The 13,423-nt window shown below is 74.7% G+C and carries 13 protein-coding genes; 3 read left to right on the top strand and 10 right to left on the bottom strand.

Translation table 11 applies throughout. From position 1 onward, the window contains the following. Window positions 1-9: 9 nt before the first annotated feature. From AB0P07_RS28745 to AB0P07_RS28765, 5 genes are all read right to left on the bottom strand, one after another. A complete protein-coding gene (locus AB0P07_RS28745) occupies window positions 10-633 on the bottom strand; it encodes a DNA polymerase ligase N-terminal domain-containing protein (RefSeq protein WP_365555627.1) in 624 nt (207 codons plus the stop codon). Window positions 634-704: 71 nt separating this feature from the next. Then, complete coding sequence (locus AB0P07_RS28750) at window positions 705-1,535, bottom strand: aldo/keto reductase (protein WP_365555629.1); 831 nt, start codon at window positions 1,533-1,535, stop codon at window positions 705-707. Window positions 1,536-1,632: 97 nt separating this feature from the next. Continuing rightward, window positions 1,633-3,135 carry a metallophosphoesterase gene (locus AB0P07_RS28755; RefSeq protein ID WP_365555631.1) on the bottom strand — a complete coding sequence of 501 codons (1,503 nt, stop codon included), beginning with the start codon at window positions 3,133-3,135 and terminating at the stop codon, window positions 1,633-1,635. A gap of 90 nt (window positions 3,136-3,225) precedes the next feature. Then, a complete protein-coding gene (locus AB0P07_RS28760; RefSeq protein WP_365555633.1) occupies window positions 3,226-3,981 on the bottom strand; it encodes a dienelactone hydrolase family protein in 756 nt (251 codons plus the stop codon). Window positions 3,982-4,050: 69 nt separating this feature from the next. Continuing rightward, entirely contained in the window at window positions 4,051-4,671 is a 621-nt protein-coding gene (locus AB0P07_RS28765) for an L-threonylcarbamoyladenylate synthase (protein ID WP_365555635.1), read from the bottom strand. Window positions 4,672-4,817: 146 nt separating this feature from the next. Here AB0P07_RS28765 and AB0P07_RS28770 point away from each other — a divergent pair, with 146 nt between their 5' ends. Then, window positions 4,818-6,347: a helix-turn-helix domain-containing protein gene (locus AB0P07_RS28770; protein ID WP_365555637.1), complete on the top strand. Its 1,530-nt coding sequence runs from the start codon at window positions 4,818-4,820 to the stop codon at window positions 6,345-6,347. 123 nt (window positions 6,348-6,470) lie between these two features. On the opposite strand, the gene AB0P07_RS28775 is transcribed toward AB0P07_RS28770, so the two are convergent. From AB0P07_RS28775 to AB0P07_RS28790, 4 genes are all read right to left on the bottom strand, one after another. After that, on the bottom strand, window positions 6,471-7,511 hold the full coding sequence (locus AB0P07_RS28775; RefSeq protein ID WP_365555639.1) for an NAD(P)-dependent alcohol dehydrogenase: 1,041 nt from the start codon (window positions 7,509-7,511) through the stop codon (window positions 6,471-6,473). Between the two features lie 48 nt (window positions 7,512-7,559). Continuing rightward, a complete protein-coding gene (locus AB0P07_RS28780) occupies window positions 7,560-8,339 on the bottom strand; it encodes an SDR family NAD(P)-dependent oxidoreductase (RefSeq protein ID WP_365555641.1) in 780 nt (259 codons plus the stop codon). A 10-nt stretch (window positions 8,340-8,349) separates the two neighbouring features. Next, window positions 8,350-9,027, bottom strand: a complete 678-nt coding sequence (locus AB0P07_RS28785) for a TetR family transcriptional regulator (RefSeq protein ID WP_365555643.1) — start codon at window positions 9,025-9,027, stop codon at window positions 8,350-8,352. 103 nt (window positions 9,028-9,130) lie between these two features. Further along, window positions 9,131-10,003 (bottom strand): fructosamine kinase family protein, encoded by an 873-nt coding sequence (locus tag AB0P07_RS28790; RefSeq protein ID WP_365555645.1) that lies wholly within the window; start codon window positions 10,001-10,003, stop codon window positions 9,131-9,133. 819 nt (window positions 10,004-10,822) lie between these two features. Here AB0P07_RS28790 and AB0P07_RS28795 point away from each other — a divergent pair. Both AB0P07_RS28795 and AB0P07_RS28800 read left to right on the top strand, forming a co-directional pair. Then, the gene (locus AB0P07_RS28795; protein ID WP_365555647.1) at window positions 10,823-11,146 is read left to right on the top strand and encodes a hypothetical protein; all 324 of its coding nucleotides are present in this window, start codon (window positions 10,823-10,825) and stop codon (window positions 11,144-11,146) included. Window positions 11,147-11,206: 60 nt separating this feature from the next. Next, window positions 11,207-11,974, top strand: coding sequence for a maleylpyruvate isomerase family mycothiol-dependent enzyme (locus AB0P07_RS28800; RefSeq protein ID WP_365555649.1), 768 nt, complete (start codon window positions 11,207-11,209; stop codon window positions 11,972-11,974). Window positions 11,975-12,006: 32 nt separating this feature from the next. Here the strand turns inward: AB0P07_RS28800 and AB0P07_RS28805 are convergent, their stop codons facing one another. Continuing rightward, window positions 12,007-13,326 (bottom strand): SLC13 family permease, encoded by a 1,320-nt coding sequence (locus AB0P07_RS28805; protein ID WP_365555859.1) that lies wholly within the window; start codon window positions 13,324-13,326, stop codon window positions 12,007-12,009. Window positions 13,327-13,423 lie beyond the last annotated feature (97 nt).

A 13,423-nucleotide genomic window follows, 5' to 3' on the forward strand; every position in this document is an offset into this window, starting at 1 on the left:
ACCGCCCGGCTATCCCCGGCCGCCCTCCGCCGCCACCCGGGCCAGTGTGCGGCCGGTGCGCGCGGACCGGGCCCGCCGGGGGTCCGGGGTGCCGTGCCCGCGCCCGCCGCCGGCCGTCTTCACCAGCAGCCACGCCGCGTCCTCACCGGCGCTTCGGTCCGGGCCACCGCGAAAGCGGGTCAGCGCGTACTCGCCGCGCAGCTTCGCCCCGTGCAGCCGGAACCGGGCGTGCCCGTGCGCCAGCGACTCGGCGAAGTCGACCGGCCGTCCCCGGCGGTCGTGGCTCAGCGGCTCGTAGGTGCCGTGGTCCCACACGATGACCGTGCCGCCCCCGTACTCACCCGCCGGGATCACGCCCTCGAACTCCTCGTACTCCAGCGGATGGTCCTCCGTGGGCACCGCGAGCCGCTTGTCGCTCGGGTCCGCGGACGGCCCTTTCGGCACCGACCAGGACTTGAGCACGTCGGCCACCTGCAGCCGGAAGTCGAAGTGCAGGGTGCTCGCGTCATGGATCTGCACGACGAAACGGGGCTGCCCGCCCTCGCCGGGAGCCCCTTCCCCCGCCGGCTCACCGGTCCGGCCGAAGTCCCGTTTGCCGTGGTATGCGCGCAGCCCGTCGCTCTCGCCGCCCACCTGACGCTCCTTCCGGGAGATCGGGAGATCGGAAATTCGGGAGATCCCCCGACCGGGACCGGGTACCCCGCTCAGAACTCCTCGTGCAGCTCCGGGTCGCCGCCGATCCGGCGGTGCGCGCGGTCCGCCACCGTGCGCATCTGTTCGGCGTCCAGTTCGAAGCCGAAGACGTCCAGGTTGGCCCGCTGCCGCGCCGGGTCGGCGGACTTGGGGATCGGCACCGCGCCCAGCTGGGTGTGCCAGCGCAGGACCGCCTGGGCGGGCGTCACCCCGTGCGCCTCGGCGACCGCGCCGACGGCGGGGTCGTCCAGCAGGTCGCTGCCCCGGCCCAGCGGGCTCCAGCTCTCGGTGCGGATGCCCTTGCGCTCGTGGTAGGCGCGCAGCTCGTCCTGCGGGAAGAGCGGGTGCAGCTCGATCTGGTTGACGGACGGCAGGACACCCGTCTCCTCCTCCAGCCGCTCGATGTGCTCGGCCGTGAAGTTGGAGACGCCCACCGACCGCACGAGACCGTCCTCGCGCAGCTTCACCATGGCCTTCCAGGAGTCGACGTACTTGTCCACGCGCGGCAGCGGCCAGTGGATCAGGTACAGGTCGACGTACTCCACCCCGAGACGGGCGCGGGACTCCTCGAAGGAGGCGAGCGTCTCCTCGTAGCCGTGGTGCCGGCCGGGCAGCTTGGTGGTCACGACGATCTCCTCGCGGGGGAGACCGGCGGACGCGATCCCGCGGCCGACGCCGGTCTCGTTGCGGTAGTTCGTCGCCGTGTCGATCAGGCGGTACCCCGCCCCAAGGGCCTCGCGGACCGCCCGCTCCGCCTCGTCGTCCTTCATCGGCCAGGTGCCCAGGCCCAGGGCGGGGAGCGTGGTGCCGTCGTTGAGCGTGTACGCCGGGATGCTGATCACCGTGGGACCTTCCCTCGACTGTGCGCGGCGGTGTGCCGCCCGCTCCCAGCCTCGCCCAGGCCGGGACCGGTGATCAACCGGAGGGCGCTGGACCACGTCACTCGAGCGGAATCGTCACCTCGTCCTCGACCGGCGGCTCCTCCTCCTGCGCCCGGTTGCCGGTGGCCGCGAAACAGCGCAGCCGGACCGCCTGCGGCGTCACGTCCAGGCGCAGGAAGCACTTGAAGAAGGGCGGACTGTACGTCGCCGAACCGGGCGAGAACAACTGCGTGTAGAGCTTGCGCACGGGCAGCCGGAACCGCTTGCGGCGCTCGGGCCGCCGTGCCGTGCCCAGCAGTCCGGCGACCAGCCGGACACGCCGGGTGACCCGCGCGTCGCCGCCCGGGGCGCGGCCGGTGCGGATACCGAGGCGCTCGGCGATCACGGCCGTCGCCTCGGCCTCCGTGAGGGTGAAGAAGCGGCGCAGCCGCAGCCGGCGGCCGTACAGGGCGCTGTAGAAGGCGAGCGAGTCGCCGCGCAGCGGGTAGGACCGGAAGTCGTCCTCGGTGACCCCGGCCACCGAGACGCGCGGAATGGTGTGGGTGGCGTGCATGAAGGCGCCCCCGCCGCCCGCCACGACGTACTGCACGGTGCGGCCGTCCACGTCGACCGGGTAGCGCTGGTAGTTGTGGATGTCTCCGCCGATCGCGGCGACGTAGTGATGGGCGGGATCGCGCACGACGTCGTCGACCGTGCCGCCGCCCTCGATGGGGCACGGGTGGTACTCGCCGTCCACGTACAGGGGCGAGCCGGTGACGAGGATCTTCGGCCGGTCTCCCGCCGACACCTCGCGCAGCCAGGCGCCCTGCTCGGCGTCGACCGTTCCCAGCAGCCCGGTGTCGATGCCGACGATCCGTACCGGGCCGGCGTCGACGGCCCAGTACGGCCCCGGCTGGACGGCCTGCTGGGCGGCGGAGGGGCGCAGCTTGCGCGCCTCGTCCAGGTGCCGGCCGTCGTCGGGGCGCGGCCGGTGCCACAACAGGGACCGCAGCCATGCGGGGGTGAACTGGCGCGGCGCCGGATCCGGCGGCAGGGGCGGGGCGTCGTCGCAGAAGACGCGCATGAAGCCGCCGAGGTCCTCGTACCAGTCGTGGTTGCCCGGTATCGCGTATATGGGCGCCTGGTAGTCGCGGTAGGGGCGGAAGAACTTCGTTCCGTAGTCGTCGGCGCTGCCCACCGGGTAGATCACATCGCTCGCCAGGACCGCGAACCGGGTGTCGCCGCCCGCTTTCAACAGCCCGGGCACGACGGCGTACTGGGGGTCGTCGCCCTCTCCGGTGTCGCCGACGACCAGGAAGGAGAACCGGTCGGGGTCGTCCCGCCGGATCACCTTGTCGCCCGGTGCGCCGGCCGCGGACCGCTGCGCCACCCAGCGGGAGCGGGTGCTGCCCGTGGGGTCCCCGAACCAGGAGGCCAGCACGCCGTTGCGGGCGGCCCACAGCGTTCTCGGGTCCAGCCAGGACAGCTTCTCGGTGCGCTGCGGCATCAGCGCCCGGTAGGCGCCGGGCTCGGCGGAGCCCCAGCCGGCGCCCTCGGCGGAATCACGTGAGGAGTTGGACACCCGGGCACGGTAACAACGCCCGGCCCGGGGGCCGGACGGGGGCCGAACCGTCAAATCCGGCCCGCCGCGGCCGTCTTCGTGGACGTCGGGTCACAACGTCCGGTTCAGGAGGTCGAGCAGCGCCTCCCAGTGGCGTTCCGCCGCCTTCTCGTCGTAGGCCGAGGTGTCGACCTGGGTGTAGCCGTGGTGCGCCCCGGCGTAGACCTCGCAGCGATGGGTCACGCCCGCCGCGGCCAGGGCCGCCTCCAGTCGCTGCTGCTGCTCGGCGGGCATGCCGGGGTCCTGGTCGGCATGGGCGAAGTACGCCTCGCCCGTGAGGCGCCCGGCCACCCGGTGCGGGCTGTCCGGTGCCTCGGTCGCCAGGTTCCCGCCGTGGAACCCGGCCACCGCGGCGACCCGGTCCGGGTAGGTGCCGGCGGTGCGCAGCGCGAGCCCGGCGCCCATGCAGTAGCCGGTCACCGCGACCGGTCCGTCGGCCGCCTGCGGGGCCCGGGCCAGCCACTCCAGGTAGGCGCCCGCGTCCCGGGTCGCCCGGTCGGGCGTCAGCGACGTCATGATCGGGCCGAGCCGCCGGAAGATGTCCGGCCGTGCCTCCGGGGCGATGAACTCGGGCAGCTCCACGACGGGTGCCCGTCCGCTGCGGTAGAAGACGTTCGGCACCAGGACGGTGTACCCGGCACCGGCCAGCCGGTCCGCCATGGCACGCAGGGACGGGCGCGGCCCGAAGGCGTCCATGAACAGCAGGACCGCGGGGTACGGTCCCCCGTCGGCCGGGTGGGTCAGCCAGGCGTCCGCGACGCCGTCGGCGGTGGGGATGTCGACGGTGGTTCCCTGTACTGCGGTCATCGCGGGGTTGCACCCTTCTCTCGCGGTCTGACGGTTCCTCTGGACGGCCGGTTCCTCGTGGACGGCCCGCTACTCGAACCGGCTCGTGTCGCCGGCGCCCCGCCGCACGATCTCCGCCCCGCCGTCGGAGAAGTCGACGACCGTGGTCGGCTCGGTGCCGCAGTCCCCGGAGTCGACGACCGCGTCCAGCACGTGGTCGAGCCGGTCCTTGATCTCCCAGCCCTGCGTCATCGGCTCCTCCTCGTCGGGCAGCAACAGCGTGCTGGACAGCAGCGGTTCACCGAGTTCGGCGAGCAGGGCCTGGGTGACGACGTGGTCGGGGATGCGCACGCCCACGGTCTTCTTCTTCGGATGCTGGAGCATGCGCGGCACCTCCCTCGTCGCCGGCAGGATGAAGGTGTAGCTGCCGGGGGTCGACGCCTTGATCGCCCGGAACACGTCGTTGTCGATCTGCACGAACCGGCCGAGCTGCGCGAAGTCCTGGCAGACCAGGGTGAAGTGGTGCCGGTTGTCCAGGTGCCGGATCGACCTGATGCGGTCGATGCCGTCGCGGCTGCCGAGCCGGCAGCCCAGCGCGTAGCAGGAGTCCGTCGGGTACGCGATCAGCGCGCCGGACCGGACGCTGTCGGCGACCTGGGCGATGCTGCGCGGCTGGGGGTTGTCGGGGTGCACGTCGAAGTACTTCGCCATTCACCGAGCTTATGCCCGCTCGGCCGCCCCGCCCGGCAGGCCCGGCGTCCTTGGCCGCCGACGCCGGAAGGGGGCCTCGGCACAGAGCCATGAGGTAACGTCCCCGGCCTGGAGCGGGAACCGGGCGAGACGAGGAGAAGGCCGACGTGGCGGGCCGAGAGGACGCGAAAGGGCAGCGGACACCCGGGGCCGGTGAGCACGCGGGCTGGGCGCGGGAACTGCTCGAGCACCTGCGTCCGGCCGGACGCGACCTGAACCGGGTCGTGGCCTGGCTCGCCGGCACCGCGCACGCCACCGTGTCGCTGCAGGACGGCACCGGCCGGCTGCTGGCCGGCATCCGCGTCCCGCTCGACGAGGGCCTGGTCACCGACGTCACCTCCGGCCGGATCGCGTCGGCCGCGCTCGAGGACCGGGGCCGTCATCTGCGGCTCGTCCGGGTGGGGCGGTCCCACCCGGCTCAGGCCGCCGTCCTGACGGTGGCGCGCGAGACACCCTTCGACCGGCGCGTCTCCGACATCGTCACGCACACCGCCCAGGTGGTCGAACTGCTGCTGGCCGGCCACGAGTCGACCGCGGCCGGACTCCGGCTGCGGCGCGCCACCTCCGACCTGCGCCTGGCCATCCTGCAGCTGCTGATGGTGGAGGACACCGTCGCCGCCCGCCGCGTGGCCGCCGGACTCTGGCCCGGTCTCCTCGACACCGACACGGCCTGCGTGTACGTCGTGGAGAGCAGCCCCGCCGAACGGGACCGGCTCGCCGAGGAGTGCGTGTCGGCGACGGGGGAAGGGGCGCTGGTCGTCCGGTGCCCGGCGGTGGACGCACACGTGATCGTCCTCGCGCCGCGCGAGGCGGCCGGGCAGGAGCTGCGCTCACTCGTCGGCCGCCGTCCCGGCGTCTTCCTCGGCGGCAGCGCCCGGCAGGGCCTCGCCCGCACCGCCGCGGCCTACGGACAGGCCGTCAGTGCCCTGGCCGTGGCCCGGTTCCGGCCCCAGCAGGCGGCCCTGTACGCCGAGCGCACCCGTCCCGAGCTGCTGATGGACCCGGCGGAGCTGCACGACTGGACGGCCGGGGTACTGAGCCCGCTCGACACCCTGTCGCACCACACGCGCGCCGAACTGCTCGCCACCACCCGGCTCGGCCTGGAGTTCACCGCGGTCAACACGGCGAAGGTCCTCGGCGTCAGCCGCAACACGGTCCGCGCGCGCATGGACCGGGTCGAGTCGCTGCTGTGCACGGACTTCGCCGACCTGACCGTCCGGGCCGCCGTCCATCTCGCCCTGAACTCCCAGGTCGGGCTGGCCGAGACCCCGCCGGGCGCCGGCCGGCGGACCGGTGTCGCCCGCCTCGCCGACCTGCTCTCCGGGCCCGCGCTGCGTGCCTGGGCCGGCGACCTGCTGGGCCGGCTCGACCCCGACGGCCGGGACCTGCGGCGCACCCTGCGCACCTGGATCGCCGCCGGCGGCAACGCCGAGCGCGCCGCGCAGCAGCTCGGCATGCACGCGCAGACCGTCCGCGAGCACGTCCGCAGCGCCGAACCCGTCCTCGAACGCGAGCTGCTCGCCGCCGGCAGCGACCTGTACGAGGTCGTGCTGGCCCACCTGGCGACCGGCGACCTCGACCAGCCGCCCCTGCACGGGACGAAACCGGGCCATCCGGACTCACCTGTGCACGACTGAGTCCTTTGGACCCGGCGGCGGGCACCGGCACGATTCACAACGGCGCAGACGTCCACGTAGGTTCGACGGGCAGGGGGCACGACCGGAACGGGGGACCGGTCGCGCCCCCCGGGGGGGGGCCGGTCAGCCGTGGGGCAGGATCACCGCGCGGCCGTTGACCCTGCCGTCGTGCAGCCGCTCGTAGGCGAGCGGGGCGTCGTCCAGCGAGTACGTCTCGGTGTGCACCGACACGGAGCCGGCGCGGGCCAGGTTCAGCACCTCGATCAGTTCGCTGCGGCTGCCCCAGTACGGTGCGTTGACCGACACCTCGAACGGCAGCGTGCCGAACCCGACGGGCAGCGACCCGCCGCCGATGCCGACCAGCGTGACATCGCCCTCGACGGCCGCGACGGCCCCGGCGGTCCGCACCGTGGGCGCCACGCCGACGAAGTCGAACACGGCCTCGGCGCCGAGGCCACCGGTGAGCTCGCGCACCGCGTCCGCCGCCTTCGCGTCCGACAGCACCGCCTCGTGCGCGCCCACCTCACGGGCGAGCCGCAGCTTGTCCTCGCTGACGTCGAGGGCGACCACCCGGGCGGACGTCAGGGCGCGCAGCAGCTGGACGGCGACGTGACCGAGACCGCCGGCGCCGATGACCACCGCGGTCGAGCCGGGCACCAGCTTGGGCAGCGACCGCTTGATCGCGTGGTACGGCGTCAGCCCGGCGTCGGTGAGCGGCACGGCCGCGACCGGGTCGAGCCCGTCCAGCGGGACCAGGTGCCGGGGGTCGTCGATCAGCAGGTACTCCGCCATCGACCCCGGACGCCCGAGCCCTGGCGGGCGGATGCCCAGCTCGTCGGCGCGCAGACAGTAGTTCTCCTTGCCCTCCGCGCACTTGGCGCAGGTGCCGCAGCCCCAGGGCCCGTACACGGCGACCGCGTCGCCCTCGGCGAGACCGGTCACCCCGGCGCCGAGCGCGGCCACGGTGCCGACGCCCTCGTGGCCCAGGGTGAGCGGCAGCTCGTACGGGAAGCCCTCGGCGGGCCAGCCCATCACCGCGATGTCGGAGTGGCAGACGCCGGCCGCGGTCACCCTCAGCAGCACCTGGCCGGGGCCGGGCTCCGGGTCGGGGACCGTGACGACCTCGGGCGGAGCCCCGATGGTGCGGTACTGCAGTGCCTTCATTGACCGAACTCCTTTGTTCTCGATCCCCCCGGGGTGGACGACCGGTGGTCAGACGGCGGTGTAGGCGCCGTCGACCAGGTGGTAGCTGCCGGCGACGAAGGACGCGCGGTCCGACAGCAGGAAGGCGATCAGCTCGGCGACCTCCTCGGACCGTCCGAGGCGGCCGGCCGGGTGCAGGGCGACCAGGCCCTCGTAGGCGGCCTCGTCCATGGTCTTCAGCAGCGGCGTGTCGATGAAGCCCGGGCCGACCGCGTTGATCCGGACGCCCCGGGCCGCGTACTCGGCGGCGGCCGCCTTGGTCAGCCCGACCACGCCGTGCTTGGCGGCGACGTAGGCGGGGGAGCCGGCGAAACCGACCGAGCCGAGGATGGAGGCGACGTTGACGACGGCGCCGCCCCGGCCCGTGGCCAGGAGGGCGGGCAGTTCGTAGCGCATCGAGTAGAAGACGCCGTCGAGGTTGGTGCGGATGACGCGCTGGTAGGCCGCGACGTCGTACTCGCCGGTCGGGGCGCTGGGGCCGCCGATGCCGGCGTTGTTCACCGCGAGGTCCAGGCCGCCGTACGTGTCGACGGCGAACTCGACGGCCGCTTCCACGGACTCCGGGAGGGTCACGTCCAGCTCGACGGCGGCGGCGCGGACGCCCTGCTCCGTCAGATGGGCGGCGGCCTCCCCGGCGCCCTCGGCGTTGAAGTCGGCGACGACGACGTTCGCGCCGCCGGCGCCGAGTCGGCGGGCGGTGGCCAGACCGATGCCGGAGGCGGCGCCGGTGACCAGGGCGGTACGGCCGGCGAACTCGGTGGGGGCGGGGGTGGTGTCGGTGGTGCTCATGGTGCTGTTCTCACTCTTCGGTGGTGCTGTCGGGGGCCGCGGCCGCGGCCTCCGAGGTCAGGGCGTCGTAGGCCCGCTCCACGAGGGCGGCGAGGTCTGCGGCTCCCGAGTCCCGCTCGTCCCCGCGCGCCCACAGGCGCAGGGCGGCGATCAGGACTCCGGCGGCGGCGTCGACGACGGCGGCCGGACGCACGTCCCGGGCGTCGTCGACGCCGAGTCGGCCGGCGACGATGCGGATCGACTCCTCCTGGGCGTCGACCCGGATGCGCTGGTAGGCGGCGAACAGTTCGGGCTCGGTGCCGGCCAGGGCCAGCAGGCGTCGCATCCGGGGGCGCACGTGCCAGGCCGGGTCCTCCCGATCCGTCAGCCAGTCCCGCACGGCCCTGCGGTAGGCGAGCAGGGGCGGCTCCACGGAGGGGCGGGACCGCAGCAGCGCGTTGATCCGGTCGCCGTCCCGGCGGACGAAGTCGAGCGCCGCGTCCTCCTTCCCGGCGAAGTGCCTGCTGAACGTGCGGCGCGTGACGTCCGCGCGCTCGGCGATCGCCTCCACCGTGGTGGCCGCCGGCCCGCGCTCCAGGATCAGGTCGCAGGCGGCGGTGGCCAGCGCGTCGCGGGTCTGCCGCGCCTTGCGCTGCCGCCGGTCCTCGGTGGGGTCCTCGGCGGTGCGGGAGGGCTTCGTTGCCGTCATGCCTTCGAGCGTACACCTGGAAGTGTCCCAGTGGGACACGTGACCCGTTGGGACATGTTGTGTGCGGGCGGGGAGTGACCCGCCGTGAGGCCCACGGCGGGTCTCACCCCGCCTGCCGCAACGCCGCGCGTGCCGCCGTGCCGGCCTGCTCGGCGTAACCCCGTCCGAACAGCACCGCGTGCACCAGCAGCGGGAAGAGCTGGTGCACGGCGACGCGGCCGGCCCAGCCCTCGGCGAGCGGTGCCGCCTCCTCGTAACCCGCCAGGATCCGGTCCAGGTGGGGACAGCCGAAGAGGCGCAGCATCGCCAGGTCGGTCTCCCGGTGCCCGCCGTGCGCGGCCGGATCGATCAGGTGGACGTGCCCGTCGACGCCCCACAGCACGTTGCCGTTCCACAGATCGCCGTGGAGCCGGGCCGGCGGCTCCGCGGGCCCCGCCAGTTCGGGCAACCGCTCGCAGACGCGCGCGACGTCGGCCGCCTCGCCCGCCCGGAGGGTGCCGGCGTCGACCGCGCGGCGCAGATACGGCAGCACGCGATGCGCGGCGTACCAGCGGGGCCAGTCGTCCCCGGTGGCGTTGCGCATCGGGGCGAGTCCGATGTACGCCTCCTCCGGTCCGCCGGGCGGGGCGGCACCGAACGCCGGCGCCCCGGCGGCGTGCAGCCCGGCCAGATCCCGGCCGAACCGCACCGCCGCGCTCGCGCTCGCCGGTCCCCGCGCCACCCGGTCAAGGACCAGCCGGTGCTCGTCCACGCCGTACACCGACGGGACCCGCACCGTGCCCGCGTCGGCCAGCCAGCGCAGTCCCGCCGCCTCCGCCCGCGCCGCACCCGGGGCGTCCGCGCGTTTGACCACGACCGTGCGGCCGTCGTCGAGGCCGACTTCGGTGAGCGCCCCGGACAGCGGGCGCTCACCGGTCACCGCCCGACCCGTGAACCGGGCCGCCGCGGCGGCCGAGGACGTACTGACGGAACCCATGCCACGAGCCTAGGACCGCACCCCGGCCGCGCGGGTGCACGCCACGGCGGACCGGCGCCGTCCCACGGTGGGCCGGGAGCGCGCCCGGGACGCCGGGTTCCGCGCGGCCTGTGGCCCGGCTGTCCCGCCTCCGGTCGGGCCGTGCTCCGTGCGGTCGGTCCGTACCGTCTTCGGCCGGCGCGTGGCGCGTGCCGTCTCCGGTCGGTGCGTGCCGGGTTCGGCGGGGCTGTGTCGCGTTCGGTCGGTGGGCGCCGTCTCCGCCCGGTCCTTGTCGCGGCGGTCGGCCTGCAGGGCGTGGCGGGCGGGGACCTTGCCGTTCTCGGGTCGCCGTAGGCCGGAAGCGCCCGTCTCCGGCTGGACTCGTGCCGTGATCCGGCCTGGTGCGTGCCGTCTCCGGTCGGTGCGTGCCGGGTTCGGCGGGGCTGTGTCGCGCTCGGTCGGTGGGCGCCGTCTCCGCCCGGTCCTTGTCGCGGCGGTCGGCCTGCAGGGCGTGGCGGGCCGGGATCGCGCCGTTCTCGGGTCGCCGTAGGCCGGAAGCGCCCCGTCTCCGGCTGGTCAGCGCCGCGTCGGAGGGATTGTGTGCCTCCGGCTGGGCCGCGCCGCGTCGGGCGGGGCCGTGCCTCGGCGCCAGGCGCTCGCCCGCACGGGTGCGGCGGGCCACGGTCCGTGCCCCGCCCGCACGGGTGCGGCGGGCCACGGTCCGTGCCGTGGCCGGCAGGACCGTGTCGCGGGCGAAGCATGGTCCGGGTGCCCGCCGACACGGTGAAAAGCGCTCGGTGTGCCGATCGGACACCCCGGACATGGGGGAGCAATGGGACTATGACCAGTTCAGCCTTTCATCGCACGATCACCCTGCCCGCCCCCATGTGCCGGCAGGCCGCACAGCACCTCGAGCAGGCGGTGCACAAGGCCATCGACGGCGCCGCCACGCCGTGGCGCGCGTTCCGCGGGGCCGACGGTGACGACTTCGCGTTCTCCGTCCCCGTCGTCGAGCAGGCCGCGGGCTGTCTGCTGGTGCTGGCCGCCGAGAGCGCCCAGAGCCTGCGGCCCTCCGCGCTGCGCGCCCTGATCACCGTCGCCCTGCATCTGCGCGACGCGGCCGAGGCGGTCCGCCGCCCAGCGGCCCCCAACCCGGCCTGGTGAGCGCTGAGCCCGCGGAAAACACCGTGTCCCGGCGCTGAACGTGTGCTTGGCTCGGACGCCATGGAGTACACCCGATTCCTCGACTGCCTCGCGGCCGATCACGACCGGCTGCGGGCCGTCGTGGAGAGCCACGCCGACGCCCCCGTGCCGACCTGCCCCGGCTGGACCGTCGCCGATCTGACCCGCCACGTCGGCGAGGTCTACCTGCACAAGACCGCCGCCATGCGCGGCGGGGCGGAGCCCGAACCGTGGCCGCCGGAGGAGTTCGTCGGCGAGGCGCCGACGGCACTGCTCGACCGCGGCTACACCGCGCTGCGCGCCGAGTTCGCCGCCCGCGCCCCCGAGGACCCGGCCGCCACCTGGTACGGCCCCGACCAGAGCGTCGGCTTCTGGATCCGGCGGATGGCGCAGGAGACCGTCGTCCACCGCATCGACGCCGAACTCGCCACCGGCCGTCCCGTCACCGCCGTACCCGACGACCTCGCCGTGGACGGGATCGACGAACTGCTCAAGGTGTTCGCGGCGTACGCCGTGACCGAGTGGGGCGACTACTTCACCGAGATCCTGGACGGCTCGCCGGGGCGTACCTTCCTGGTGCGGGCCGGCGACGACACGGCGTGGCGGGTGCGGACCGGTCCGGGTGAGTTCACCGTCGCGGACGGTGCGGGTGACGCCACGGCCGACGTGACGCTGAGCGGCTCCCCCCAGAGCGTGCTGAGGTCGCTCTGGAACCGGGCCGGCGACGCAGGGGACGGCGGCGTGCGCGTCGAGGGCGCTCCCGAGGCCGTGGCGGAACTGAGGCGCTGCCTCGTCGTCGCGACCCAGTGAGCGGCCGCCCGGCCCGGAGCGGGCCGCGGGCGTCAGGTGCCGATGACGCGCAGCGCCCCCCACAGGGCCGCCGTCGAGGCGGCGACCGTGGTCGGCACGGTGAGCAGCCCCAGCAGGGTGAACCGGCCCAGCTCCACCTCGATGCCGTGCCGGTGCAGGATGCGCCGCCACAACAGGGTCGCCAGCGAACCGACGTAGGTCAGGTTCGGGCCCAGGTTCACACCGATCAGTACGGCGAGGACCTGGGCGGGACCGGCGGGCGCGGCCAGCGGGAGCAGGGCGAGCACGGCCGGCAGGTTGTTGACGAGGTTGGCCAGCAGCGCGGCGACCGCCGCCACCCCCAGCAGCGCCGGCAACGAGTCCCCGTCCGGCAGCAGCCGCCCCAGGCCCGAGGCCGGGCCGCTCACCACCACCGCCTGCACCACGATGCCGAGGGCCAGGACGAACAGGCAGAACAGCGGTGCCGCCGCGCCCACCAGTTCCCGGGGCGCGACATGGCGCCGGGCCAGCGCCCGCACCCCGAGCACCAGCACGCCCCCGAGCGCAGCCCAGGCGGGTTCCACTCCGGCCGGCGAGGCCAGGGCGAACCCGGCCAGGGTGAGGGCCACGACGACCACGGTGAAACGGGGCACCGTGGGCGGGGGCGGCGCGGGCGGCCGGGCACCGGCGTCGTCGTCCGGCTCCTTCGCCGGCGCGGGGCCCACGCGCGCGGGCGCGACGGACACGGGCTCGGCCAGATCCGTGTGGAAGAAGCGGCGGAACACGGCGTACTCGACAGCGATCGCGGCCAGCCAGGGCAACGCCATCAGCGCGGCGAACCGCGTGAAGGTCAGCCCGCTCGCCGCGAACGCCAGCAGGTTGGTCAGGTTGGACACCGGCAGCAGCAACGAGGCGGAGTTCGCCAGGTGCGCCGTCGCGTACACGTGCGGGCGGGCCCGGGCGCCGGCCCGGGACGCGGTGGCCAGCACGACGGGCGTGAGCAGGACCGCGGTGGCGTCCAGGCTGAGCACGGCGGTGACCACGCAGGCCACGGCGAATACCCCGCCCAGCAGCCGCCGCGGACTGCCCCCGCACCGGCGGGCCACGGCCGCGCCGACCGCCTCGAACAGGCCCTCCTTCGCGCACAGGTACGCCAGCATCAGCACCAGCGCGAGGAAGGCGACGACCGGCAGCAGCGTGCGGGTCTGCTCCCACGCCTGGTGCGGGGTGACCGTGCCGAGCGCCACCACCAGAACGGCGGCGGGCACGGCGGCCACCGCCTCCGGCAGCCCCCGGGGGCGCAGCACGGCGAAGGCCAGGACGCCCAGCAGCAGGGCGACGGGGACGGCCTCGGAGAGGACGGCGGTACTCAGGGCTTTTCCTCCACACCGGTGAGCCGGGCGGGAACCCGGTGATCGGCGAACGGGGTACAGGGTCGCACCCCGGCCCCGGCCCGGGGTACAGGGTCGC

Origin of the sequence: Streptomyces sp. NPDC085944 (assembly GCF_040686295.1) — a bacterium.
Lineage (GTDB): Bacteria > Actinomycetota > Actinomycetes > Streptomycetales > Streptomycetaceae > Streptomyces > Streptomyces salinarius.